The 24,886-nt window shown below is 62.5% G+C and carries 20 protein-coding genes; 9 read left to right on the top strand and 11 right to left on the bottom strand.

All coding sequences use genetic code 11. From position 1 onward, the window contains the following. Positions 1-71 precede the first annotated feature (71 nt). From BV071_RS11530 to BV071_RS11490, 10 genes are all read right to left on the bottom strand, one after another. Positions 72-2,690, bottom strand: coding sequence for a secretin N-terminal domain-containing protein (locus BV071_RS11530; RefSeq protein WP_035606641.1), 2,619 nt, complete (start codon positions 2,688-2,690; stop codon positions 72-74). Then, positions 2,687-2,821 (bottom strand): hypothetical protein, encoded by a 135-nt coding sequence (locus BV071_RS35335; RefSeq protein WP_265594343.1) that lies wholly within the window; start codon positions 2,819-2,821, stop codon positions 2,687-2,689. The genes BV071_RS11530 and BV071_RS35335 overlap by 4 nt, the downstream gene beginning before the upstream one ends. Further along, the gene (locus BV071_RS11525) at positions 2,818-3,348 is read right to left on the bottom strand and encodes a hypothetical protein (RefSeq protein ID WP_035606639.1); all 531 of its coding nucleotides are present in this window, start codon (positions 3,346-3,348) and stop codon (positions 2,818-2,820) included. Before BV071_RS11525 ends, BV071_RS35335 begins: the two co-directional genes overlap by 4 nt. A 28-nt stretch (positions 3,349-3,376) precedes the next feature. Beyond that, positions 3,377-5,164, bottom strand: a complete 1,788-nt coding sequence (locus tag BV071_RS11520; protein ID WP_035606636.1) for a hypothetical protein — start codon at positions 5,162-5,164, stop codon at positions 3,377-3,379. A gap of 143 nt (positions 5,165-5,307) precedes the next feature. Beyond that, positions 5,308-5,718, bottom strand: a complete 411-nt coding sequence (locus BV071_RS11515; protein WP_265594342.1) for a hypothetical protein — start codon at positions 5,716-5,718, stop codon at positions 5,308-5,310. Positions 5,719-5,842: 124 nt separating this feature from the next. Further along, on the bottom strand, positions 5,843-6,256 hold the full coding sequence (locus tag BV071_RS11510) for a prepilin-type N-terminal cleavage/methylation domain-containing protein (RefSeq protein WP_035606629.1): 414 nt from the start codon (positions 6,254-6,256) through the stop codon (positions 5,843-5,845). Between the two features lie 82 nt (positions 6,257-6,338). Next, complete coding sequence (locus BV071_RS32840; RefSeq protein WP_052573165.1) at positions 6,339-7,613, bottom strand: ATPase, T2SS/T4P/T4SS family; 1,275 nt, start codon at positions 7,611-7,613, stop codon at positions 6,339-6,341. Between the two features lie 28 nt (positions 7,614-7,641). Beyond that, on the bottom strand, positions 7,642-8,508 hold the full coding sequence (locus BV071_RS11500; protein ID WP_035606626.1) for a hypothetical protein: 867 nt from the start codon (positions 8,506-8,508) through the stop codon (positions 7,642-7,644). Positions 8,509-8,563: 55 nt separating this feature from the next. Further along, positions 8,564-9,331: a hypothetical protein gene (locus tag BV071_RS11495; RefSeq protein WP_035606623.1), complete on the bottom strand. Its 768-nt coding sequence runs from the start codon at positions 9,329-9,331 to the stop codon at positions 8,564-8,566. Between the two features lie 9 nt (positions 9,332-9,340). Further along, positions 9,341-9,991, bottom strand: coding sequence for an ATP-binding cassette domain-containing protein (locus BV071_RS11490; protein ID WP_035606619.1), 651 nt, complete (start codon positions 9,989-9,991; stop codon positions 9,341-9,343). Between the two features lie 583 nt (positions 9,992-10,574). Between BV071_RS11490 and purM the strand changes: the two genes are divergently transcribed. The 9 genes from purM to BV071_RS11445 all read left to right on the top strand — a co-directional run bounded on the left by purM (position 10,575) and on the right by BV071_RS11445 (position 23,328). Beyond that, positions 10,575-11,570 carry a phosphoribosylformylglycinamidine cyclo-ligase gene (gene purM, locus BV071_RS11485; RefSeq protein WP_035606616.1) on the top strand — a complete coding sequence of 332 codons (996 nt, stop codon included), beginning with the start codon at positions 10,575-10,577 and terminating at the stop codon, positions 11,568-11,570. Between the two features lie 17 nt (positions 11,571-11,587). After that, positions 11,588-13,513, top strand: coding sequence for an amidophosphoribosyltransferase (locus tag BV071_RS11480; protein WP_035606613.1), 1,926 nt, complete (start codon positions 11,588-11,590; stop codon positions 13,511-13,513). A gap of 869 nt (positions 13,514-14,382) precedes the next feature. Next, positions 14,383-14,943 carry a hypothetical protein gene (locus BV071_RS11470; protein WP_035606607.1) on the top strand — a complete coding sequence of 187 codons (561 nt, stop codon included), beginning with the start codon at positions 14,383-14,385 and terminating at the stop codon, positions 14,941-14,943. Positions 14,944-15,000: 57 nt separating this feature from the next. Then, positions 15,001-15,456: a hypothetical protein gene (locus BV071_RS11465; protein ID WP_035606604.1), complete on the top strand. Its 456-nt coding sequence runs from the start codon at positions 15,001-15,003 to the stop codon at positions 15,454-15,456. A gap of 41 nt (positions 15,457-15,497) precedes the next feature. Beyond that, positions 15,498-15,884 (top strand): hypothetical protein, encoded by a 387-nt coding sequence (locus BV071_RS11460; RefSeq protein ID WP_265594341.1) that lies wholly within the window; start codon positions 15,498-15,500, stop codon positions 15,882-15,884. Positions 15,885-15,933: 49 nt separating this feature from the next. Then, complete coding sequence (locus BV071_RS11455; RefSeq protein WP_035606600.1) at positions 15,934-18,051, top strand: PQQ-binding-like beta-propeller repeat protein; 2,118 nt, start codon at positions 15,934-15,936, stop codon at positions 18,049-18,051. Between the two features lie 243 nt (positions 18,052-18,294). Continuing rightward, positions 18,295-18,624, top strand: coding sequence for a hypothetical protein (locus BV071_RS11450; protein ID WP_035606597.1), 330 nt, complete (start codon positions 18,295-18,297; stop codon positions 18,622-18,624). A gap of 318 nt (positions 18,625-18,942) precedes the next feature. Then, positions 18,943-23,019: a Calx-beta domain-containing protein gene (locus tag BV071_RS32835; RefSeq protein WP_052573164.1), complete on the top strand. Its 4,077-nt coding sequence runs from the start codon at positions 18,943-18,945 to the stop codon at positions 23,017-23,019. Between the two features lie 6 nt (positions 23,020-23,025). Beyond that, positions 23,026-23,328 (top strand): type II toxin-antitoxin system VapC family toxin, encoded by a 303-nt coding sequence (locus tag BV071_RS11445; protein WP_052573163.1) that lies wholly within the window; start codon positions 23,026-23,028, stop codon positions 23,326-23,328. 5 nt (positions 23,329-23,333) lie between these two features. On the opposite strand, the gene purB is transcribed toward BV071_RS11445, so the two are convergent. Further along, a complete protein-coding gene (purB, locus tag BV071_RS11440; RefSeq protein ID WP_265594340.1) occupies positions 23,334-24,788 on the bottom strand; it encodes an adenylosuccinate lyase in 1,455 nt (484 codons plus the stop codon). Positions 24,789-24,886 lie beyond the last annotated feature (98 nt).

The following is a 24,886-nucleotide window of genomic DNA, read 5'->3' as shown; positions in this document are numbered from 1 at the left end:
GATAGGGTGGGTGGAAACGGCAGAGGGAGAAAGGGCGGAGACGGGGGTGTCGTCTCCGCCCATGGGAAGCCTTACTTGCCTCCGGCGCGGCTGAACTTGCGCTTGGCCGTGGTGGTGCTGGCCGGGGCGGGAGCGGGCGCCGGCTTCGGAGCCATCTCTTCGGCCGTCGGATAGTATGGGGCCTGGCTCGGGCGCAGGTCGCGGATCCCGCGGCGCAGGTTCGGCTCGTGGGCCGGGCCGGGGTTGCACTCGGGGTCGACCCAGTCGTGATCCTGGGTGAGGCTCACGTTGCTGTGCACGCGGCTGGACTGTTTCGCGGTCGCCGACTTGCTGGCCGGATCGTAGGACGTCGGAGTGACGATGAAGACCAGGCTGGAGTTCTCCTTCTTGGTGTCCTTGGACTTGAAGAAGAAGTTGATCACCGGGATGTCGCCGAGGATCGGCACCTTGGTGCGATCCTTATTGCCGATTTCACCGTAGAAGCCGCCGACCACCAGCGAGTGGCCATCCGGCACGCGGGACAGCGACTCGATCATGGACTCGGTCACGCGCGGATAAACGTTACCCGACTGACCGACGACGTTGTCCACGATCTGGGCGGAGCGGGGGCGGAGGCGCATGCGCACCGTGCCGTCCGGCAGCAGGGTCGGGGTCACGGTCAGCGAGATGCCGATTTCACGGTGCTTGTCCGGATCTTCCGAGATCGTCTTGTCCTGGGAGTCGATCTTGTAGCGGACTTCTTCGGTGATGTTACTCACCCCGTTCGACTGGTTGACGGTTGCGGTGATGATCGGCACGCGGTCGATGATCGAGATCGAGCCCTGCTCGTTGTCCTCGGTGATCAGCGTCGGGTTGGAGATCTGGGTCGCGAAGTTGCCTTCCGCCAGGGCCCGCAGCACGCCGTTGAGCTGCAGCGGGGAGAGCACCAGGTTTTGGCTGGCGGTCGATTCAGCCATGGCCAGCGCAGAGCCGACGGAGGCGCCCTTGGTCGAGACATCGGAGTCGATGCCAAACATGCTGTTCAAGCTGCGCGCGACTTCGATCGAGGTGCCGTTCTCGCCGAGCGAGGCGGACCAGTTGATGCCGGTGCGTTCCGCAGCAGCGCTGTTCACGCGCAGGATCTTGGTCTCCACCACGATCTGGCCCTTCGCACGATCGATGCTTTCCAAGAGGTGCTTGGCCTGCTCGATGCGGTGGGCGGTGTCGACGATGACGATCGTGTTGGTCTTCGGCTCGAAGTTCACGATGCCGGTGCCGGGCGTCAGGACCGGGGTGAGCAGCTTGGTGATCTGCTCCATGTCGGTCGGGCGCAGATAGCGGAGCTGGTAGTTGAACTCAGCGCTCGGCAGCTGGCCGAGCTGGGCCTGGCTGAGGGCGTAGATGGTATTGCCCTTGGTGTAGAGGGTCAGGCCATACATGAAGGCCAGCTCTTCCATCTGGTTGAGCGGGTTGCCGTCGTTGAGGTGACCCGTCACCCGGTAGTCCGGGGTGGCCAGCTTCGCATTGTGGAAGTACTGGCGGCCTGCCTGCTTGGCTAGGAACTGGAAGATGTCGTTGATCGGCGCATCCTTGATCAGGTAGCCCTCTTCGGACTCCTGGATTTCTTGGCCGGTGCTTGCACCGGGAGCTGCCGGGGCTGTGGCTCCGGGAGCTGGGGCTACAGGTGGTGCGACCGGCTCGACCGAATCAGCACCTGGTGCTGGCGGTGGCGGTGCGACCGGGATATTCGGCAGATCGGATGGCGGGGCCGGAGCCGGTGCGGGCGGCGGCAGATCAGGTACGGCGGGATCATTCGCCTGCACTAGATCGGGAGCGGCAGGAACGCCGTCCACCTGAGCGGTGACGAGTGATGTAGGCAGGGCCAGCAGCGTGGCGACGGCGATTGCAGGCTTCATGGTGTGTGCAGGTGTTTTGTGGGACAGCAAGGGAGTCGGAGACGAGGCTCCATCATTAGTTGGACGAGATGGGGGGGGCTGGGGTGCGATCTGGATTTCGATGGGGGCGTTCGGACTGAGGGATTGCATGCCGGGGGCGGAGATCCCTGCGGTGCCGCGGACCATTCCTTCCGGCAGGCTGGACATCTTGCGGACAGCGGTCTCGCCGGTATCGGGATTGCGGAAGGTGATTGCCTGGGCGGTGACGTCCATGACTTGGGCCTTTACTGTCTTGCCAGTGGGCAGGCGGATCGGAAGCACGTCCTTGACGGCGAACTTGCGTGAGCCCACCAGGAACTGCTTCTTGGCGGGGATCAGGGTGTTGACCTCAACAGCGTTGACGACATCGGGGAAGGGCGTCTGCGGAATCTTCGTGAAGGTCGGGGTGTGCAGACCAGGCTTCGCAGGTTGTGGGGCCTGCGCCGCGTAGTTCGGATCCTGGTAGCGGCCGAAGACGTCCGTCTGGCGGTTCTTGATGCCGAAGCGTGCGTTGAGAGATTCGACGTAAGCGGCGAGTTCAGGACCCGTGCCGGCATAGCGCGAAGGGATCTTCTTCGCATCGGTGGCGGGAGCGGCCTTGGCTGCCGCAGGCGCTGCCTGCGGTGCCGCGGCGGCAGGAGCAGCTGTCTTCGTAGCCGGTGCCGGTGCGGGAGCAGAAGGTGCCGCGGCGGGGCTATCGAAGCCTTCCGCCGACTGCGCGTGCAGGACGGGCAGAGCAAGCAGGCTCAGCAGGGCAAGAGTCGGAATCGTTTTCATTTTGAAGGGCTGGTGGATGCGATGCCAGAGCCAGGCAAGCCGCGCGAAGCATCGCGGCCCTCCGCCGGCGTGGTGCCGGTGGCGGGCAGCGTGATCAGCGCCAGAGTTGCGGTGGCGGAAGCGATCTTCATTTCTCCCATGCGGTGTAAGTGACCGAGAAGTTCATCGACGAAGTCGAGGAGTTCGGGTCGATTTTGAGCTCTTGCATTTGGAGCTGGGGCATCAGCGTTTCGAGCTCGAGGAAGGCGCGCTGCATCGAGCGGTAGGTGGCGCGGAAGGCGAGGCGGACCTGCGAGGAGGACTGGGCCGAGGCTGCAGCGAAGCCGGCAGCACCGTTCGGGTATTCCACCGCGGTCTGCTGGAATTCCTTGGCCGGAAGCTTGTCGCCAATCTCCTTCAGGGCGGAGGAGATGGCGTTCGCGGTTTCGCGTTCGAGCTGGGAGTTCCAGTGCTCGACGAAGCCGCGCTTCTGGCTGATCTCCTTCTCGATGTTCTGGGAGCCGGCACGGCTCTGTTCGGAGGACTTGTAGAGCGCTTGCTTCTCCTCGAAGGAGGCCGTGGCCTTGGACTTCAGGACGATGCCTCCGCCCACGATGATGGCGCACACCGCGGCGGGCAGAACGAAGCCGAAGATGATGATCGACTGACGGTAAAACATGGTGAAATTCGGTTAGAGGTGCCGTGGCTTACGGGGCCTTGGATGCTTTCACCGCCATCGGGTCCGAGGACTCGAAGCGCTGGATGATGGTCAGGTCGAAGGAGAAGGGGTAGGAGCTCTCGTCGATATCGAGTGCTTCTTCCGGCGGAGCGGGCTTGTAACCCGGGTTCTCCAGGGTCTTCACGTTGACGACGATGCTGCGGGCGCCGACGTCAGTGCGGAATGCCTCGTTGCCAGTGATGTTGGCCACCTCGTTGAAGATCGCAGAGATGCCGTCGCGGGTGTTCATCACGGACAGGCGCTCCAAGGCATCTTCACGGGCGAGGCCGGTGATCTTCCATTCCTTCACGAAGCCGATCTTGGCTTGGGCCGGAGCGGATTCGGTGCGGACGTTGTGGGAGAAGGTCTTGGTCAGTGCACCGCTCTTCGGTGGGAAGAGCGAGGAGAGCAATTCCATCGAGACCCAAGCCTTCGAGCGGTCTTCCAGGAGATTGTCCCAGTGCTCGATGCGGGTGCGTTCCGCGGTCACCATCGTGAGGCGCTGCTTGCCGACTTGGGAGTTCTCCGTGTTGAAGGCCCACTCCGGCTGGCGGATCATGGCGATCATCCCCATCATCACCCACACGAGTGCGAGCAGGGCCACGGCGGCGAAGCCGATGCGGGCGAACTTCGCGGAATGCAGGAGCTTCATCTCACCGCGGCTCGGGAAGAGCTCGCCGGCTTCCTTCGGGATCGGCAGGAAGTCCTGGCTGGCCCAGCCTTCCGTGCGGAAATCGCTGAAGGTATGAGCGGCGGCCAGCGGAGTTTCTGCAGGCGTCGCGATATTTGCGGCGATCAGCAGCTCCGGGAAATAGGCTCCCATCGCGGGCTCGAAGAAACGCGAACCCTGCCAGTCCATCTCGTGGATCGAGGTGGCGGGGAATACGACCTGCACGTCCGCAGCGAGTTGGGGATCCGTGGCGTCGCCAATGTGGAACAGGTAGATCTCGGGATCCGCGAGTTCCAGGGCCGCAGCGGTGGTGGAGGTCGCGTGGCGCAGGTTCGTCGGGCGGCGCTGGCCGCGGTGCTGCAGCGTGCGCAGCAGGCGCAGGTCACCATGCTCATTGAAAAAGGCGAGCAGAGTGAAGCGCGGATAGGGGAGGATCGCGATCAGCGGCCGGGTCACGGCATCTGTCTTCAGATCCGGCAGTGCCATTAGGCACAGCAGCGGCGAGCTGATGCCGCGGGTGACGATTGGGAAATTCTTTTCCTCGCCGATGCGACGGAGTGCATCCAGGAAGCCGGCCCAGCGATGGCTGAGGCAGAGGGTGGTCGCGATCGCCTCGCTGCCTGCGGCAGGGTAGGGAACCAAGCGCCACGAGTTGTCCGCGGCGATGACCGAGGCGTCATCCAGGACAGCCTTGGGATCGGTCTCAATCTGGGCGCGCAGTTCGGCCAGCGCGCCGGGATTGTCGAGCTCGGGCTTGAGCTCGGAGGTCGCGAATTCATCCGCGATGTGGAGGATCAGGCCGATCGCGGGTGCGCCTGCCTGCTTGGCAGTGGCGAGCACCTGTTCGGCGAAGGCCGGAACCAGGGAAAGATCAAGGGCGCAGGCTTCGTCGAGGACCGGACCAGGCGACCATGCCTTGCTGCGGCGGTCGAAGATCCAGGAATCCACGCGGCTGCCGTCGACGCGCAGGTGAAGCTGGAGGTCCAGATCAAGCGCGTTGAGGTACCAGGCGGGATTAACCGCACGGCTCGTGCCCCGCAGGATCGCGCCGGCTTGGCGGAAGCGCTGCAGTGGATTGAGCCCCGAAGGATGTTGGTAGGCGACCAAGGGATTGGGTGGGTAAGGGTGGGAACAGCATCGGGGGGCGGGGGAATTGGAGGGAAAGGGGGTCTCCCGCCCGCATGGAAGCGGACGGGAGACAATGGCTGGTTTCGTCCCGGTCCTACGACCAGGTCGAAAGGGTGCTCAATTTACCAGTCGGCGTAGGTGCCGGTGGCAGGAGCGTAGTCGGCTGCGTCAGCACCGGTGACGGCCAAGTACAGCGTGCCCAGAGCCGGCACGGTGGTGCCGTAGGTGTAGGTCAGGCTGGTGGCAGGCGGCGTCGGGCGCTTCAGGTAGCCTTCGGTGGCAGGACCGGAACCGAAGATCACGGTGTCAGCCAGAGCGGCGCCTTCAAGAAGACCCTGCATGTTCTGGTGGGCACGAACGGCCTGCTGAACGTTGCGGATGTTCATGATGTTGGCAGCGCGGTCGGAACCCTTCTTCCAAGCGCGGGCGCCCACGAAGAGGATCGAGATAAGGGAGAGCAAAACGAGAATGACGACCGTCAATTCAAGGAGGGTCATGCCGTTTGCGCGCTTGGTGGTACGTGTCAGTTTCATGTTTGGTGTGTTGTCTGGGTGTTGTGTTTGTCTTTGGCCGGAGAATTAATCCTTCGCTGGGTGCAAAGGGCGGCTCACACCGCCGCTCTGGAAGAGTCGAGGCGGCGGTGGAGACGTGTGCAATTTACCAATCGGCGTAGGTGCCGGTCGCCGGAGCGTAGTCGGCGGCGTTGGTGCCGGTGACGGCAAGGTACAGGGTGCCGATGGCCGGCACGGTGGTGCCGTAGGTGTAGGTCAGGGTCGAGGCCGGCGGCGTCGGGCGCTTCAGGTAGCCTTCGGTGGCAGGGCCGGAACCGAAGATCACGGTGTCAGCCAGAGCGGCGCCTTCAAGAAGACCCTGCATGTTCTGGTGGGCACGGACGGCCTGTTGAACGTTGCGGATGTTCATGATGTTGGCCGCACGGTCCGAACCCTTCTTCCAGGCGCGGGCGCCGACGAAGAGGATCGAGATGAGGGACAACAGAACGAGGATGACCACGGTCAGTTCGAGCAGGGTCATGCCTTTGTTCGCGCGGCGGGAGGTGTTGGTCAGTTTCATGTATTAACTAGGGTGTGTTTTCTGGGTGGAGGAGCAGTGTTTGCTTTGTGTTTTCTTCTGGGAGGGAGAATGCGCGGCGGAGTTACAGGATTTCAGTGTCGTCCCGGTTCATCCGTGCATTCTCGAAGGTGTTTTCGGTGATGAGGCCTTGGCGCATCAGGCGGCGCAGGTTGGCATCCCACTCAATGTTACCGGCGCGGCGGATCACGTCTTCGAGTGATCGCGCGCCGCCGTCGTAGTTCGTGATTGCAGAGGCGACGGCGTCGTCGTTGTTCTGCAGGAACTCGTAGGTCAGGACCCGCTTTTGGACTCCGTTGAGGAGACCTTGCGAGTGAATGAAGATGAGAATTTCAGCAAGCCGGGAGAGCACTGCGGAGTGGTTCTCCTTCGGGTAGAGCTCAAGGATACGGCCGATGGTCTTAACCGCTCCAGTGGTGTGAAGCGTGGAGAGCACCAAGTGACCGGTTTGTGCCGCTTCCATGCATGTTTCCATGGCTTCCCGGTCGCGGATTTCCCCCAGCAGGATGATGTGCGGCGCTTTACGCAGCACGTCCTTGAGGCCTTGGCGGTAAGAGTGAACGTCGCGGCCGACTTCCTGCTGCGTCACGACGCTGGGGCAGGGGATGCGGCGGCCCGGATACTCCGGATCTTCCATGTCGTCCGGATACTGGTATTCGATCGGGTCCTCCACGGTCACGATGTGCTTGCCGTGGTTGCGGCGCAGCCAGTCGATCAGTGCGGCGAGGGTGGTCGATTTACCGGAACCGGTAGGGCCGGTGACCAGGCAAAGGCCGGCACGCTTCTGCACTGCCTGGCGCAGCACGTAGTTGGTGTCCTGGTCGATGCCGAGGCTTTCCAGCTCCGGGATGAAGTCATTCAGGATACGGCAGGTGATGCCGAGTCCGGAGGCGCTCAAGTGGGCTTGGATACGCAGGCGCCCGGAGCGCTCGCCATTCTCGCCCATCGGGATGCCATCGCAAGAGAAGTCGGCCACTTTTCTCTCAGCGAAATCGCGGATCGCGTTGGCGATCTTGTCTTCCACGCGCTCGTTGAGGTTCTCTTCCTCGCCGAAGCCGTGGCTGGCGCTTTCGCGGTTCGAGATGAGAGCCTTGAGGATCTCGTCGAGGTGGGCGGAGCCCAGCACGCCCAGGAAGTCGAGCTTCTCCACGCCCTTGTTGGTGTGGATGTAGACCGGGCGGTCGGTGCGCATCTGGATGTCCGAGACGCGCAGCTCCTTGCAGGTGCGGAAGATGATCGCCAGCAGCGTGGTGCCATCCATGCCCGGCGCGAAGCGCGGCAGGGCGACAGGAGTATTCCTGGCGGGCAGCGGTGGCGGTTCGTGGACGGCGGTGAACATGGGGCGGGGAGTAAAAGGGTGACTGGTGTTAGAACTTGGAGCTGATCTGCGAGCTCGTTCCGGACAATCGCTCGATCGTCTTGACCGAGGCTTCCTGAACCTTGCTGAGGAAAGTCAGGCGGCCTTCCATTTCGGTGAGGCGGGCCTTGGAGATCCGCTCCAGATCGCCGGACTCCTTCCAGCGGGAGGTCAGCACGCGGTTCTTGGAGAGGGTATAGTCGAGCATCTCGAGCTGCCCGCGCATCTGTTCGATCGTGAACTCATCCTTATGCAGGAACATCAGCTCCAGGATGTTCGCCGAAGCGGAAGCGGCAGTCAGTGCCGGGCGCGGGTCGGAGTCTTCCTTCAGGCAGTAGGTCACCGTCATGCGGGCCAGCTCGATCACCTTGTCGGTCAGGACCGGGCGGGTGCCGACCGAAGGCTCGGTGAGGAAGAGATGATAGGCGTTGTAGTTCGCGTAGTTGGCAGGATCCAGAAGGTAGGCGAACTTCAGGCGATCTTCCACCTGGCGGCGGAGATAGAACTTGTGGCCCGGAGTGGCGGAACGGCTGTTGGTGCGCTCGGTGACCGCGGTTTCGAGGCGGCCGATGAAGCTGTTAGGATCGTCGATGTGCTTGGCCGAGCACGCTTCGTCGCCTTCGCCGTCGCCGTGATTGTGACCACAGTCCGGGCAGAAATGCTCGCCACCGGCGGATTCCACGCCGTGCCAGTCGGAATCGATTCCGCCTTGGACGGCAAGTGCGACCACCTGGCCGTAGGGGCTCTCCTTGATGCCCAGCGGATTCGGGCGGAAGTCGAAGTCACCGGAGGCAACCAGCTTCGAGGCACCGTAAGACCACAGCGATACGCCAGCGACGGCGAGCGCAGAAGTGATCACGAGGGTGCGAGGATTCATGGCTGGGACAGCTTTGGGAGTTGGGAGGGGTGGCTGGTGTGGGACCGGGACCGGTTCAGGCGGTGGTGCGGGCTCTAAAGACGAGCCGCGAAACTGCCGCGTAAACCAGAAGGATGCCGCCGAAGTAGGCCAATAGCAGCGGGAACTTGTCCCAGGCGATTTCCCCGAGCTTGTAACGCAGGCGCTCGGTCGGATCGGCAAAGTGATAGTGCGGCGAGCTCGTCCAGAGCCACTTGGCGAAGCTGCTCTTATCCAGATTGCCGAGCAGCTTCAGGTAACCGACACCGTAGAGTCCGTAGATCGCCAGCGCACTGGAAGTCAGGAAGCCGGTGATACTGCCAAAACGCGAGGCGACCGCGCTGGCCAGAGCCACCAATGGAGCTATCACCAGCAGGAACAGGACCGCGTATTGGAAATTCGTCTGGAGCCACATGCTGCGCTCGTCCGGCAGCGAGGGGCTGGCGGCGAAGATGCAGATCGCGGCGGAAATGAAGGGCAGCGGTGCCAGGAAGGTGAAGACCGACAGCCACATTTCAAAGAGCTGGCGGGTGGCGGAGACGCCGGTGGTCAGGAAATACTCGCCCAGACCGGAGCGGGCATTGGACTCACCTTGCTTGGAGGCGGTGAAGAAGCCCCAGAAGATTGAAGACAGCAGGGTCATCGCCCAAGTCGCTTGCGCGAGCGCCGGCTTTAGGAGCGCCGGGTTTTCCGTGCCGCCGGAAATTTGCACCAGCAGGAAGGGCAGCACCGCCACGACGAAGGCGCAGACCACCCACGACTTGCGTCGGAAGAGTGTGGAGGTAGTGAGTCGGAAAAGGCGCATGTCGATCGGTCAGTTGAGCTGTTGTTTCAGTTCACTCCACGTCTGCGCGGAGCCGGTCGTGTGGTGGATGCCGCTGCCTTGGATCACGATCGCGCTGGGCATCCCCATCGAGTCGTAGTCCGGGTGGCAGCTCACCAGGCGCAGCACCGTGCCGGAGCTCTTGCGCCACATGTCCTCGAAAATCTCCCGCGCATAGGCGTCGAGGCCGCTGAAGGGCTCGTCGAGCAGCAGGATGTTGCCGCGCTTCTCGTCGATCGAGTACTCGGCGACAATCAGGTTGGTCTTGCGGCGGTTGCCGGTGGAAAGTTTGCCGTAGGGCTTCCGCACGTCGAGTTCGAGGGAGGCAGCCAGATCAAGCGCTTCTTTATAGCGGGCCTTCGGCAGCATCGCGCTGAAGATGCCAGCCACCGTGATCTCGGGGTCGAAGCGAAGGTCTTCCGGCAGATACTGGATCTTGCCTTCCGCTTCAAACGAGCCCTTCAGCTGCTTCAGGGTCTTGGAGATCGTCCGCAGCAGGGTGGTCTTGCCGCGCCCGTTACGAGCGATCAGGAAATGCGTTCCGCTGCCAAGGAGGATCTCCTCGGCGGTCGTTGCGAGAGGCTTGCCATAACCAATGGTCAGGCCTGCTTCGAGCTTCAACTGTGGCGATTGCAGATTCATGCTCTATGCAACGTGATAGTTGCGGTTTCTAGCGATTGCGGGCAGATATTCAAGATTAATTAAATATCCGGCGTCCCGTTGGGTCTAGGCTTTATGAATTTTTTGCGAACTAGGCAATAAATTTTTGAACATTTTCCAAACATCTTGGTCATCAGCCTTTAGGCGAAGTCCGGAAAGTGGGAAAAACCCGGATCTAGCAGGTCAATTTCGCCATGACGCGGAATTTCAGGGTCCGATTCGTGGTTTTTGCCGACTTGGCACGCTGATTTTTTTGAAAGCCGTGTGCTGGAGCGCAGTCGGTCGGGGGGAGGGCCGTAGCCGACTGCTCAGGCAAGCTAGGTCGCTCTCCTCGTTCCTGATATTCCGTGATCGCGTATATTAAGGAGATACATTGAGGCACCCTATGCGGAGGTCTGCCACACATCCCGTTCGATCATCTCGGTGTTTGCAGGCTTTCGATCGGGCTGCCGGGGTTTATTATCAAGAGCTTGCAGCAAGTTTCGGTGATCAGAGTGGAATCCGTGGATTTTCCGCGTGACCGCCCCGGTGGGCGCTGTCACAACCCGCTCACCGAGCCGAACGCATGGGATCAAAGCTGACTTACCAGCAGGCCGGGGTGGACACGCGCAGAGCGGCCGCCTTGGTGGGTGACATTAAGAGCCACGTGGCTCGCACGCAGCAGAACCGCAAGCTCCTCGGGGCTTTCGGGCTCTTCGCCGCATGTTACGATCTGAGCTCCTATAAGGAGCCGGTGATCGTGACGGGCTGCGACGGCGTGGGAACCAAGCTGGAGCTACTGCTCGAGCACGACCTGCTGGAAATTGCCGGCAAGGATCTGGTGGCGATGAGCGTGAACGACATTCTCACCACCGGTGGCGATCCGCTGCTCTTCCTCGATTACATCGGCATTGCCGCGCTGAATGAAGAGAAGATCACCCGCCTGATCGCAGGCATGTGCGATTACCTTGCGTCCTGCGATTGCATCCTGGCAGGCGGCGAGACTGCGGAAATGCCGGGAATCGTCCCGCCGGACGTGATCGAGCTTTCCGGTTTCTGCATCGGCTGCGCGGAAAAGCCGGAGCTGGTGGATCCTTCCACGCTGCAAGTCGGTGACGTGTTGGTCGGCTACAAGTCCGACAGTATCCACGCCAATGGCTGGAGCCTCGTCCGCCGTGTGCTGCGCGAGCATCCCGGCTGCGTGAGCGAGGATGAACTGCGCGGCTTCCTCGAGCCGACCCGACTTTATCATGACGTCGTGCGCGACATCCGCGCCGCCGGAGTGAAACCGAAGGCCTTTGCCCACATCACCGGCGGCGGCCTGCCGGAGAATCTGGAGCGCCTGTTCCGCGGCTTCGGCGCGGATCTGGAAATCCCCGCTTGGGAGCTGCCCGGAATCGACAAGCTCCTCGCTCATGTCGATTCGGAAGACCGCTTCCATACCTTCAATATGGGCATCGGGTGGGTGGCCATCGTCTCGCCTAGCGAGGCGGAGAAGATCCTTGCTGCCGGTCCCGGCGGCACGATTCTGGGGACCTTGGTTGACACCGAGGGAGTTCGGGTGAAAGTCCGCGGCGAGTGAGGCCCTAGCACTACCCGATGAGCGACTTTTTGAAGCACGAATGCGGAATCGCCGCCGTCCGGCTCCGCAAACCGCTAGCTTACTATTACGACCGCTACGGCACCGCGCTGTGGGGTTTCCAGAAGCTGTTCCTCCTGATGGAGAAGCAGCACAACCGCGGCCAGGACGGAGTCGGCATCGGCTGCGCCAAGCTGAACATGCCGCTGGGCCAGCCGTACATCTTCCGGCGCCGCGACAGCGAGCGTGATGGTTTGGCCAACATCTTCCGCAAGGAGATGAAGACCTACCACAAGCTGGCCCGGAAAGGGATTCTTGATCCCACCAAGCCGGAATCGGTCAAGGCTCACTACGATTTCGGGGCGGAGGTCCTGATCGGCCACCTGCGCTATGGAACCTCCGGCGAGTTCGACGAAGGCTCCTGCCATCCCTACCTGCGTCGCAGCAACTGGCCGACCCGCACGCTCATGGTCATGGGCAATTTCAACATGACCAATGCCGCGGAGCTCAACCAGGTGTTGGTCGAGCGCGGGCAGCACCCGGTCTTCGGCACCGATACCCAGACCGTGCTGGAAGAAATCGGCTTCCATCTGGATGAGGCTCACACCGATCTCTACCGCAAGCTGCGCGACGAGGGAGTCGACGGCCGCGACATGCCGGACCGCATTTCCTCGCAGCTCGATCTCGCCCGCATCGTCGGCGAATCCGCCCAGCCTTGGGACGGCGGTTATTCGATCTGTGGCGTGGTGGGCAATGGCGACATGTTCGTGATGCGCGATCCGCGCGGGATCCGTCCCTGCCACATGCTGGTGACGGACGAGGTGATCGCCTTTGCCTCCGAGCGGGTGCCGCTGATGACCGTGTTCGAGGCTGATGCCTCGCAGGTCAAGGCCGTCGATCCCGGCAGCATCATCACTATCAAGTCGGACGGCAGCTACACCGACAAGCCCTTCTCGCCGCCGCAGAAGTACACGCCTTGCTCCTTCGAGAAGATCTACTTCTCCCGCGGCAACGACCCGCAGATCTACCGCGAGCGCAAGGCGATGGGGGCCGCGCTGGTGCCGCAAGTCACCGAGGCGATCGACGGCTCTTTCGACAAGGCGGTATTCGCCTTCATCCCGAACACCGCGGAAACGGCCTACTACGGTCTGATGGATGGCCTGCGTCTGTTCCGCCGGCAGGAGGTGAGATCATCGATCCTCGAGGCCCAGGCGAATGGCACGCTCACCCCGGAACTGCTGGATGATCTGATTCTCCGCAACTGGCCGCGTGGCGAGAAGATCGCGCACAAGGACATCAAGATGCGGACCTTCATCGCCCAGGAGAAGGGCCGCGACCAACTGGTCTCGCACGTTTACGACATTACCTACGGCGTGGTCCGCAAGGATGACGTGTTGGTGGCGCTGGACGACTCGATCGTGCGTGGCACCACACTCAAGAAGTCGATTCTCAAGATCCTTGCCCGCACTTCGCCGCGCAAGATCGTGGTCTGCTCGACCGCGCCGCAGATCCGCTACCCGGATTGCTACGGCATCGATATGTCGGAGCTCGGCAAGTTCATCGCCTTCCAGGCAGCCGTGGCACTGCACCGCCGTGCCGGCAACCAAGCGCTTCTTGACCGCATCTACGATGAATGTCGTACTGAGCTGAAGAAGCCCACGGGCGAAATGGTCAACCGTGTGAAGGGGGTCTATGAAGCCTTCACACCGGAAGAAATCTCCGCGGAGATCAGTCGGATGGTCTCGCCTGAGGACATCGAGTGGGACGGCCAGGTTCAGGTCATCTTCCAGAAGATCGATGACCTGCATGCCTCGATCAAGGGGCCCTGCGGAGACTGGTACTTCACCGGTGATTATCCCACCGCCGGCGGCTACTCCACGGTGAATGCCGCGTATGTGCGCTGGTATGAGGGCATCGGCGGCCGCAGCTACGGGCTGCAGCTCTGATCCCGGAGGCAGCTTGGCTGAAGCGATTTAGAGGGCGCGATCTGTATGGATCGCGCCCGTTCGCTATTTTGGAGTGGGGGATGCCGGGTCGGGTCCCGTCCCGAAGTGGCTCTGGGCCACATTTCGAGATTTTCGCGGGAAATCGAATTTTCCGTAAATCACTGAAACCCCAAACATTAGACACCGCGGATCATCCGCGTTCAAAAATTTCTCACATTTTTTGGAAATCGACCTGAGTCGACTGCGATTGGTTCAGTAATGACGAGCTTCCTTCCCAACGAGACCCTGACCGGTACGGACGTTCCGGGGGGTGCGCTCCGAGCGGACAGGGCTTACGCCGGGATGAATCTCGTCTTGGCACCGTCGGGAGCGAAAGCTCCCCGGTGCCGACCATTTTTTCAACAAACACCGGCCCGCTTGGCGGGGGGAACGGTTGCCAATCGCGAAGGATGCGAAGCGAAGCAGGGTCGGGGGACCTCGCTCGTGGAGCCCCAAGCCGGCACCGTCTGTCAATCGGCCGGTTCCACGGGTTCGGTGCATCAAGGGTCGGGGGACCTGACATGCGCCGTGCCCGACGCTTTCCAGGTTGTCGGCAAACGTAGTATTCAGGTGCTGCCGGGGTCCGGGGGGACCCCGGCGCGCTGAATTCGCCGCCCTGCCGCCCGCTGCGCTGAATTCCTTGCTCTGACACGACACACACACGCGCATCCGGTTTGATCTAACCGGGACTGCCTGATCCGGGGGGATGGGCGGTCCCGGTTTTTTCTTTTGAGAGCAGGACGGGGGGCGACTCCACTCGTCTCCAACCGGGAAAATCCATCGACATCCGCGACGTGGTGAGAGAGGGAAAGAAGCCTCCCCCACGAGCGATGGATCTACTGCTTCATATCAAGTGGCGCCCCGGTATCGGCGATCCGGGCTTCATGGGCTGGTTCACGGTCTTCGCCTACGCGCTGGCGGCCTTCTTCGCATGGCGCGCTGGGAAGAAGAGCGGACCGGACAAGCGCGGAAAGATCTGGATCTGGGTGGCGATTGTGATGGCGGCGCTCTGTATCAACAAGCAGCTCGACCTCCAGTCGCTGTTCACCGACCTCGGCCGGGAAGTCGCGAAGGAGGGCGACTGGTATGGCGAGCGGCGCGGGGTGCAGAAGTGGTTCGTGATCGGGGTGATCGCCGGGGCTGCGGTATTCGGCGCGTGGTTCTTCTGGCGCTTCCGGGATTTCATCCAGGGGCACAAGCTGCTCGCCTTCGGCCTGCTCTTCACGCTGACCTTCATCGTGGTGCGGGCGATCTCCTTTCACCACGTGGATGCCTTCTTCAAAACCAAGGTCGCGGGGATGAAGATGAACTGGATTCTGGAGCTCGGAGGCATCGCGATGATCACGGTCGCGGCCTTGCGCGAGCTGGCGGCGCTACCGAACCGGCGTTGAGGCAGTGAGCCCGCTTGACTTCGCAAAACCGCGGCAGAGAGATAAGGCGCGACTCGCATGAAGTTTGTTTGGCTCCTGATCTTCGGTTTCGTTTGCTTTGCCGCTGGCTACCTGATCGCGCCCCGTGAAGAGATGCCGATTTCCGGGCCGCCGCCGCGGGTGCTGAGCTTCGCGGGATACTTCAAGGATGCCGAGAGGGTGCTGGTGTCCTACAATCTGGGAAACAAGCCCTCGAAGAGCGTGGCGCTCGAACTTGCCCCCGGGGAAGGAGAATTGTTGGAGAAGGCTCTATCCGCCGATCTTGCGGCCGGTCCGGGTGAGGGGCGCTTAAGCTACCCTGACCGCTTCAAGATCACGGTGGCCGGACCTGCCGGGATGGTTTGCTACGACTATCAGGCGACTGCGGGTGCCGCCCGGATCTCGATGGTGGACGGACCTGAGGATCGGCTGCTTTCGGCCTCGGGCTTTTCGGCGGAACTTTTGAAATTGATCCATCTTCGTGATAAGCCGTGACGGCAGGGCCCGCCCCGGAAATACTTCCACCATCTCCGCTCATGAGATTCTCTCTCTTCCTTGTGCTGCCCCTCGCGTGCTGTGTGTTCGCCTCCTGCGGTGGCATGACTAGGACCTCGCGTGAGCCGGCGGTAGAGGAAATCCCGATGGATGGCCCCGGCAATAGCTACCGCGCGCGCGTGGTTTCGGGCGGCCTGATGGTGACGGAGAAGGGGGCGCCGCTGACGTCCATCCGCACTGCCTTGCCGGTGGTGGAGGAGTGGCGCTTCGTGAACGGCGGCAAGAACGTGGTGACCAAGTCTCGCGCCGAGCACGGCCCGGCCACGATTGAGTTGTTCGATACAGTGAGCGGTGACCGGAAGGGCAGCGTGGCCGCCTACGCCGTGAAGGACGGGCATCCCGCATGGGCTGCGCCTTACGCGGAATGAGGTGGGTCAGCGGTGAAAGGCTAGGCCTCTGCCCTGCCGTTGAGGTGAGGTGCAAATCAACCGTTGCTGCCTCGCCCTGATTTTTGCCGCCACTGCCGCATCTGCCCAAGAGAAGGATCAGGACTGGAGCGCCTATCTCGGGGACAAGACCAGCAGCCACTATTCCGCCGCCGCGCAGATCACGCCCGAGAATGTCACCAAGCTAACAGAAGTTTGGACCTACCACTCCGGCGGAGCGGCGCAGATCCAGTGTAACCCGCTGGTGATAGGCGGCGTGCTCTACGGCACATCGCCGGATTTCGAGCTCTTTGCGGTGGATGCTGCCACCGGGGAGAAGAAGTGGAGCTTCGATCCCAAATCCGTGGGCATGCCGAAGGGCGGCGTGAACCGCGGTCTGGTCTATTGGCCGGGCGAGAAGGAGGAGGAGGCGCGGCTCTTCTTCGCGAATGACTGTTTCCTCCACGCGATCGATCCGCAGACCGGCAAGCGGATCTCCAGCTTTGGCAAGGAAGGTAGCCTCAATTTGAAGGACGGCCTCGGGCCGAATGCCGGCGGCCTCTACCTCGCCGCGAATACCCCCGGAGTGATCTTCAAGGACCTGCTCATTATGGGCATGCGACTCGGCGAGGGCCCCGCGCCCGCTGCACCCGGCCCCATCCGCGCCTTCAATGTGAGGACGGGCGAGCTGGTCTGGCGCTTCAATACGATCCCCTTGCCGGGAGAGCCGGGTTACGAGACCTGGCCGCCGGAAGCTCACAAGTCGGTGGGCGGCGCGAATGTCTGGACCGGCTTCGCGCTGGATGAAGCGCGCGGCATGGTCTTCTGCCCGACCGGCTCGGCGGCCTTCGACTTCTGGGGTGGCGACCGCCTTGGCAAGAATCTCTTCGCGAACTGCCTGATCGCATTGGATGCCGCCACCGGCAAGTACCGCTGGCACTTCCAGTTCGTGCATCACGATCTCTGGGACCGCGATCTGCCCGCGCCGCCGAACCTCGTGACCGTGAAGCAGGACGGGAAGAGCATCGATGCCGTGGCGCAGGTCACCAAATCGGGCCACGTTTTCGTCTTCGAGCGAGAGACCGGTAAGCCGCTCTTCCCGATCGAGGAGAAGCCGGTGCTGCCCTCGGATTTGCAGGGCGAGTCGGCATGGCCCACCCAGCCTTTGCCTCTGAAGCCTGCGCCCTTTGCTCGGCAGGTGTTAGATGAATCGCAGGTCACCGATGTCTCGCCGGAAGCACGGGCCGCGGTGATGAGCCGCCTTGCCCAAGTCCGCAAGCATGCACCCTTCACACCGCCGAGCGAGCAGGGGACGATCATCTTTCCCGGCTTCGACGGTGGCGCGGAGTGGGGCGGTGCCGCGGCCGATGCCGATGGTATCCTCTATGTGAATGCCAACGAGATGCCTTGGATCCTCACCATGGTCCCGGCCAAGACTGAAGGCGGCGCGGCTCCAGCCAGCGGCGAGGCGATCTTCGCGCAGATCTGCGCCGCCTGTCACGGCGCCGACCGCAAGGGCAACCCGGCGCAGAACGTGCCCTCGCTAGTGGACATTGGCGCACGCCTCAAGAAGCCGGATGTGCATGCGGTACTGAAGACCGGCAAGAACGTGATGCCCTCCTTCGCTTTTCTAACAGATGCCCAGCGGGCCAAGGTGGTGGACTACCTCTTCGGCGAGGTGGCACCGGCCGCCAATGACGCGGGTCATAAGGAGGAACCCGGCAGTGGCGGCCTTGCGGCGGTGCCTTACTCGACCACCGGCTACAACCGCTGGCTCGATCCGCAAGGCTACCCCGCGGTGAAGCCGCCTTGGGGCACCTTGAACGCGATCGATCTGAACACGGGTGAACGCAAGTGGAGTGTCCCGCTCGGGGAGTATCCCGAACTTACCGCCAAGGGCATTCCCCAGACCGGCACGGAGAACTACGGCGGACCGGTCATCACCGCCGGTGGCCTGATTTTTATCGCTGCCAGCCGGGATGAACATCTGCGTGCCTTTGACCGCAAGACCGGCAAGGAACTCTGGAAGACCAAGCTACCCGCTGGTGGCTATGCCACCCCTGCGACCTACACGGTGAAGGGCCGCCAGTACGTGGTCGTGGCCTGCGGAGGAGGGAAGATGGGAACCAAGAGCGGCGATTCGTACGTGGCCTTCGCGCTCCCGGAGTGAAAAATCGCGCCTACGGGATGATGTTGGTAAATTAATGCGGCTTATCTTCAGTGTATTGAAGATGAGTGAGTTGCTGTTTTTGTTCGATTTTCGATCTAACTTGATTCGTCTTGGCCAGAAAATAAACCAGTACTACGCGATCGCGTAATGGGAGAAAGTCGATGGCCTCGAATAATGCGGTCGTCCTAGAGATCGACCCCCGTTCTCTTTGGGCTGTCCCAAACCAAAACCCCCCACTCCCCCATGACAACGACCGTGAAAGGTTCGTTTGCGGAGGCCGATGCGCTTCCGTTTGTCCCCTACGCCCCCGGTGACCCAGCCGAGGTAAACCAAATGCTCGCCGGACGCTTCGCGCGCCCGAACCGCCGACGCTATCATTATCCGAGCCTACCCGCAGCGATCATGTGCCTGACGGTGTCATTGAGTGCGGTGATGGCGACTTCCCGCCAGGGAGAAGCAACGCTCATCTCTTGGGTGCCCAAGGTTTACCTCACCATGGATCAGGCCGAGACCGCCATGCTTGGCAGCGAAAGCCACGACCAGATCAGCTTCAAGGGCGGATTCTTCCACTAAGGTAGACCCGCGAGTGATCTACGGCCGAGGCGGATTTCTCCGTCTTGGCCGTTTTCGTTTCTTGCTGTTAGGGTGGTTGTTACGGGCCAGCTGAATGTCAATTTGGCTGGTGTTTCGGCTCTGCTGGTGCAGCCTGCCGAGGCTGCGATGGCAGGCGTGTCCCATGGGGAAGCCGTCTCGCGCGTCCACCCACTCCCACCTATGCCTCCTCTTTCCCGCTCCCACTCGCGTGCTGTTGCTGCTACTCTGACCGCTGCCATCGTCCTTCCCGCGGCTTGGTATTTATCTAACAGAAATTCCGCTGAACCGCTCGCTGCGATGTCCGCGAGGGACGCGGCATCCAGTGAAGTTCCGGTGGCCGCCCGTCCCGAAAGACCGGAGCCGGATTTGGTGGTGGATGCTTCCAGCGCAGCAGCGCGAACGGTGATCGGTTCGCGGTGGCAAGCGCAGCAGCAGCCGGAGCTGGCTGCCTTTGCGGGATGGGCAAAGCGCTACGTGGCGTTGCCGCACGCCGAGCGTGCGCAGATTTTGCAGGATGGTATCGCCGTCGCGAGCGCTCGCCGCGTGGTGCTCGCGGAGATGATCCGTAAGGCACCGGAGCAAGCACTGGCCGCAGCGGTGCCAGTGATGGTCCGGGCCCAGCTTCCGGCGGAGATTACAGCGTTGTTAGAAGAGCGGGTTTCCGGCCGGGGCTCGGTGGAGCTGCTGGCCGCGACGCCGGCTCCCGGCCGCACCACGCCGATCCAGCCATACAGCCGCCATGCCTTGGTGAATGGCAGCGAATACGAAGCTTTCTCCTATGGACGGCGCGCGAAGCTCAACTACCTGCCGGACATCTCCATCGTCGGCATCGCCTTGGATGGATCGCTGGCTCTGAGCGATTCACCGTTGCGGGTTCTGGAGTCTGGTGAATCCGCGGCTGGCCGCAAGGTGGAAGAGGTTTGTGCGATCTCCGGGATCAAAACGCCGGTGACGGACAATGCTCCCTTTAACGCCGGCGAGATTCATGCGGTGGAGGTGAATGGCGAAGTGCAAGTGGTCTGCAAGCCGAACCACATCGCCACGCTGGAGCGAAAGCTCGTCAGCGGTGAGGTGCTGCTGGCCAACGGCAGCCAGGGCTCAAGTGCGGTGAGCGGCCGTCCTTCCTATGCTTGGACGCACGGGACGAAGAAAGTGCTGATCATCCGCGTGGATTTCTCCGACCTGGTGGGCACGCCGGTCAATAGCTTCGGCAGCGAAGTCGTCACGCCCCAGTATGCGGTAGATCTCTTCAATACCTCCGGCGGAGCGAAGGAATACTACGAGAAGTGTAGCTATGGGCAGACCTCCCTCAGCATCGCTCCGGTGAGCGGCGGCGCTTCGCCGGATGTCACGCCAGTGCTGCGGATGCCGGCCACCGCGGCCAGCTATGCGAACTACGGTCCGGTCGGCGGCACCGGGAATTCCAGCCTGCTCCACACGCATGCGGAAGCCGCGGCGACCAGCGCGGGCTACAATCTCGACAACTACGATCGCATCGGCGTGGTGTTCAGCAATCTGAGCGGCCTTCCTAACAGCAAGATCACTTACGGTGGTCTGGGCTCCACGCCGGGCAAGAGCTTCTGGATCAATGGCGCCTATCACTTCGGCGTCGTGGCCCACGAAATCGGCCACAACTATGGCCTGAACCACGCCAGCTCGTGGCAAGTGACCGATGGCAATCCGGTCTCTCCTGCGGGCGCACTGGTCGAGTATGGTGACAACAGCGATGTGATGGGTAGCGCCAGCGGCTCCAGTGGTGAGTTCAGCCACTGGAACAAGAGCATCGCCCAATGGTTGCCGGACACGGCGGTCACCACCATCGGCAGCGGTGGCACCTTCCGCGTTTATCGCTTCGATGACCCGGCCGCGAATCTCAGCAATGCGCTCGCCCTGAAAGTGGTGCGCAACCGTACGCAGGATTACTGGATCGGCTACCGCCGTGGCTCAGGCAATGCCAGTTTCGACAACGGTGCCTATGTCGTGTGGGGTGCGAATGAGAATACCAACGGCATTCTGCTGGATCTGAATACCCCGGGCAGCAACGTCAGCGATGCACCGCTGGCAGTGGGGCAGACCTTCGATGACAGCGCTGCGGGCATCAGCCTGACCACCGTGGCGCGTGGCGGCAGTGGAGCGAACGAATACCTGGACGTGCAGGTTGCCTTCCAGCCGCGTGTCTCTTGGACTCAGTCGAGCTACACCGTGGACGAGAACGGCGGCAGCGCGACGCTGACGCTCACGCGCAGCAACAACAATAGCGGCGCGGTAAGCGTGCATTGGGCGACCTCCAACGGCTCCGCCACCGCCCCCTCCGACTACACCGCCAGCAGCGGCAATGTGAGCTGGGCGGACGGTGACGCGGCCGACAAGACGGTTACGATTCCGATTGTGGGCGATGCTGTCTCGGAGGGGATCCAGAACTTCAGCGTCACGCTCAGCTCGCCCTCCGGCGGGGTGATCGTGGACAATGCCGCGACCACGGTGAACATCGCCGAGCCTGGCGCCAACGATGCGGCCTTCGCCGCCACCTTCATCAACAGCTCGGTCATCAAGTCCTTGGTGCAGCCAGATGGTAAGATCATCATCGGCGGATACTTCGACCAGATCGAGAGCACGACCCGCGGCGGCATCGCGCGGATCACTGCGACCGGCGGTGTGGACAATGGTTTTGCCGCTGGAGGGGTCAATGCCGGTGCCAACGTGAACGACATCGCCTGCCAGCCGGATGGCAAGATCCTGGTGGTCGGCAACTTCACCAACATGCACGGCACCGCCCGCAACCGCGTCGCGCGTCTCAATACGGATGGCTCGCTCGACCTGGGATTTAACCCGGGCACGGGAGCGAACGCCACCGTGCGTGCGGTGCTGGTCCAACCGGACGGGAAGATCCTGATCGGCGGGAACTTCACCAGCTACAATGGCACTGCGCGTGAATACGTGGCTCGCCTGAATCCGGACGGCAGCGTGGACAACAGCTTCACCGGTCCTGACTTCGGGGATAGCAGCGGATGGTGGGTGAACTCGCTGGCGCTGCAGCCGGATGGCAAGCTCCTGATCGGCGGGACCTTCTACTTCTCGGGCGGCCCCAGCTTCGAGCCGGGCCTGTGTCGGGTGGATGTCAACGGTGCACTCGATGCCGCCTTCAACGGGGTCGTGCAGGGCCCCACGGTGGCCGGTAACACCAACAGTCTGCGCTCGATCTATGCCATCGTGGTGACTCCTGACGGGAAGATCCTGATTGTGGGCAACTTCAGTGCCTACAACAACGTCCCCCGTGGAGGCTTTGCGAAGCTCACGGATACCGGAGCCCTCGATTCCAGCTTCCCCGGGACCTCGGACGGCACCTGCAACGCGGTGCTGGTGCAGCCCGATGGCCAGATCGTGATCGGAGGTGTCTTCTCGACCTTCAATGGCAGCGCTGCCTCGAACCTGGTGCGTCTCAGTCCTGCCGGGGTGGTGGACACCGCCTTCGTGGCGGCGGGCGGCCCGGATGCGGAGGTGAACTCGCTGGCGATGCAGTCGGATACCAGGCTGGTCTTCGGCAGTGATTGGGCCGCGCTGCAAGGCGCCGGGGAAGGGCCGCTGTGGCGGATCTTCAGCGGTCTGTCCAGTTCGCCCGGAACGCTGCAATTCAGCTCCAGTAGCTTCGACGCGACTGAAGGGAACAACGCATCGCTGACCGTGAGCCGCACGGGTGGCTCCCTCGGCGCGGTGAGTGTGAACTACTCCACAGTCATTAGCAGTGCTGGCCTGAGTGACTTCACGGCGACCAAGGGCACGGTTTCTTGGGCCGATGGCGACAGTGGCAGCAAGACCATCACCGTTCCGATCACGACCGACGCCCTCGCCGAAAGCGGCGAGAGCTTCACTGTGAACATTGGTCAGCCGCTGATGGGCGGAGCGATTCTCGGCGGGATCCAATCAGCAACGGTTGGCATCAGTGATGCTGCCTCAGTCACTGCCTATCAGGCCTGGCGGAATGCGAACTTCACCGCCGGTGAACTCAGCAATGCGGCGATCAGCGGCGACAACGCGGACCCGGATGGCGACGGCTACTCCAACCTGCTGGAGTTCGCCTTCAACATGACCCCGAGGAACGCGAGCCTGATCAATGCACCGGTGGGTGCCTTGCAGAGCATTGGCGGCACGCCCTACCTCACACTGAGCTTCCGGCGTCGACTTGCCGCGCCGGAGCTCACCTACACTCCGCAGGTCAATGGCGACTTGCCCGGGACTTGGACCGGCGGCGCGGTGCTCGTCGGCAGCCCGCTGAACAACGGCGACGGCACCGAGACCGTGACCTACCGTGATAGCGTGGCGCAGGGCAGCGCTCCCAATCGCTTCATGCGCGTGCAGGTGACGCTGGCACCGTGAGGACCGATGATCGTGGTCGCGGAGTTGTGGACTGGCGTGAAGAAGAATTTAACACGTCCACAACACGCGGCCCGCTTGGCGGACTTCCTGTCACCATTCCCGATTGTGGATTTCAACCTCGGCGCCGCACATCACTACGCCGAGATCAGGGCAGATCTGGAAGCGGGAGGCACTCCCATCGGGCCGTTTGATCTCTTGATCGCAGTGCAGGCACGTAGCATCGCTGCGACCTTGGTTACAGCGAATGCCGCTGAATTTCGGTGTGTGAAGGGGCTGAAGCTTTTGGCTTGGCGCCCCTCCAAATCGTAGCGCGATCACAGGATCGCCCCCGGCGCATACGCCGCGCCCTTCGGGTAGCGCTTCTCGATCGCGTTGATCTCGCGCTCGAAGTGCGTGATCTGCGCCCGGGCCGCGCCAGCATTGCTCTCGCCTTCCGCGACGATTGCGGCAAGGGCGGCTTGATCAAGCGGGATGCGCTCGTCGTTGGCGAGGCGGGCGACGAGGTCGTTGACGGTGGTCTTGCCGGCGCGGAGGTCATTCACCGTGGCGACAGCGTGCTCCTTGATCGCCTTATGGGCGGTCTCGCGGCCGACGCCAGCCTTCACGGCTTCCATCATGATGGTGGTTGTCATCAGGAAGGGCAGGTAGTGGGCGTTCTCCTTGCCGATCACCGCGGGGTAGGCGTCCATCTGGTCGAGGACGGTCAGGTAGGTCTCGAAGAGCCCATCGATCGCGAAGAAAGCGTCCGGCAGCATCACGCGGCGGACCACCGAGCAGGAGACGTCGCCTTCATTCCACTGGTCACCGGCGAGGCCAGAAGCCATGGCGAGGTAGCCCTTGAGGATCACGTGGAAGCCATTCACGCGCTCACAGGAGCGGGAATTCATCTTGTGCGGCATGGCGCTCGAGCCGGTCTGGCCGGGAGCGAAGCCTTCGCTGGCGGTCTCGTGACCGGCCATCAGGCGCAGGGTGCGGCAGAAGGAAGAGGGGCCGCTGGCGAGATCGGTGAGCACGGAGACCACGCGGAAATCCAGCGAGCGCGGATAGACTTGGCCGACATTCGTCCACACGCAGGGCATGCCCAAGTGATTGACCACGCGCTTCTCCAGATCGAGGACCTGCTCGGCATTGCCATTGAAGAGCGAGAGCTGGTCCATCTGCGTGCCGACCGCGCCCTTCAGGCCGCGCACAGGGTAGCGGGCGATCACGTCTTCCAGCGCGTGGAAGGCACTGAGCATTTCCTCGCCGAACATCGCGATCCGCTTGCCGAGGGTGGTCGGCTGCGCGGCGACGTTGTGCGTGCGTGCGGTGATCACCAGATCGGCCCACTGTTCGGCGCGGCAGCGCAGGCGGTGGAGCACGGCCACTGACTTGTCGCGGATGGCGAGGAGCGAGCGGTAAACCTGGAGCTGCTCGACGTTCTCGGTGAGGTCGCGCGAGGTCATCCCCTTGTGGATGTGCTCGTGGCCGGAGAGGTCGTTGAACTCCTCGATCCGGGCCTTCACGTCGTGGCGCGTGACCCGTTCGCGAGCCATGATCGAGCCTGGATCGACGCTGTCCTTGGCCTTTTCGTAGGCGGCGATTGCCTCCTCCGGGATGTCCAGGCCGAGTTCACGCTGGGCCTTCATCACGGCGATCCAGAACTCGCGTTCGAGGACAATGCGGCCCTCTGCGGACCAGATGGCTTGCAGGGCGGGGGAGGCGTAGCGCTCGGCGAGGACGTTCGGAATCACGGCGGGGAGTAGCGGGCAGAGGGGATTTTCAGGCAAGGGGAAATTGATTCTGGTGACGTTGATACGCAGGGTGCCGGGGGCCGGGATTTTCAACCGCGAAAAACGCGAAAATCCGCGAAATCTAAAGGCATGGG

The organism is Haloferula sp. BvORR071, assembly GCF_000739615.1.
Lineage (GTDB): Bacteria > Verrucomicrobiota > Verrucomicrobiia > Verrucomicrobiales > Akkermansiaceae > Haloferula.
The sequence above is the reverse complement of the archived record's forward strand: the minus strand, read 5'-3'. Positions and strand labels throughout refer to the sequence as shown.

What these genes read in the sequence shown, in the direction of transcription:
- BV071_RS11450 (WP_035606597.1), top strand. Translation starts at nt 18,295, where the DNA reads ATGACAACGACCGTGAAAGGTTCGTTTGCGGAGGCCGATGCGCTTCCG.
- BV071_RS11510 (WP_035606629.1), bottom strand. Translation starts at nt 6,256, where the DNA reads ATGAAACTGACCAACACCTCCCGCCGCGCGAACAAAGGCATGACCCTG.
- purM (WP_035606616.1), top strand. Translation starts at nt 10,575, where the DNA reads ATGGGATCAAAGCTGACTTACCAGCAGGCCGGGGTGGACACGCGCAGA.
- BV071_RS11525 (WP_035606639.1), bottom strand. Translation starts at nt 3,348, where the DNA reads ATGTTTTACCGTCAGTCGATCATCATCTTCGGCTTCGTTCTGCCCGCC.
- BV071_RS11470 (WP_035606607.1), top strand. Translation starts at nt 14,383, where the DNA reads ATGGATCTACTGCTTCATATCAAGTGGCGCCCCGGTATCGGCGATCCG.
- BV071_RS32835 (WP_052573164.1), top strand. Translation starts at nt 18,943, where the DNA reads ATGTCCGCGAGGGACGCGGCATCCAGTGAAGTTCCGGTGGCCGCCCGT.
- BV071_RS11460 (WP_265594341.1), top strand. Translation starts at nt 15,498, where the DNA reads ATGAGATTCTCTCTCTTCCTTGTGCTGCCCCTCGCGTGCTGTGTGTTC.
- BV071_RS11465 (WP_035606604.1), top strand. Translation starts at nt 15,001, where the DNA reads ATGAAGTTTGTTTGGCTCCTGATCTTCGGTTTCGTTTGCTTTGCCGCT.
- BV071_RS11445 (WP_052573163.1), top strand. Translation starts at nt 23,026, where the DNA reads ATGATCGTGGTCGCGGAGTTGTGGACTGGCGTGAAGAAGAATTTAACA.
- BV071_RS35335 (WP_265594343.1), bottom strand. Translation starts at nt 2,821, where the DNA reads ATGAAGATCGCTTCCGCCACCGCAACTCTGGCGCTGATCACGCTGCCC.
- BV071_RS11480 (WP_035606613.1), top strand. Translation starts at nt 11,588, where the DNA reads ATGAGCGACTTTTTGAAGCACGAATGCGGAATCGCCGCCGTCCGGCTC.
- BV071_RS11495 (WP_035606623.1), bottom strand. Translation starts at nt 9,331, where the DNA reads ATGCGCCTTTTCCGACTCACTACCTCCACACTCTTCCGACGCAAGTCG.
- BV071_RS11500 (WP_035606626.1), bottom strand. Translation starts at nt 8,508, where the DNA reads ATGAATCCTCGCACCCTCGTGATCACTTCTGCGCTCGCCGTCGCTGGC.
- BV071_RS11515 (WP_265594342.1), bottom strand. Translation starts at nt 5,718, where the DNA reads ATGAAACTGACACGTACCACCAAGCGCGCAAACGGCATGACCCTCCTT.
- BV071_RS32840 (WP_052573165.1), bottom strand. Translation starts at nt 7,613, where the DNA reads ATGTTCACCGCCGTCCACGAACCGCCACCGCTGCCCGCCAGGAATACT.
- BV071_RS11530 (WP_035606641.1), bottom strand. Translation starts at nt 2,690, where the DNA reads ATGAAAACGATTCCGACTCTTGCCCTGCTGAGCCTGCTTGCTCTGCCC.
- BV071_RS11490 (WP_035606619.1), bottom strand. Translation starts at nt 9,991, where the DNA reads ATGAATCTGCAATCGCCACAGTTGAAGCTCGAAGCAGGCCTGACCATT.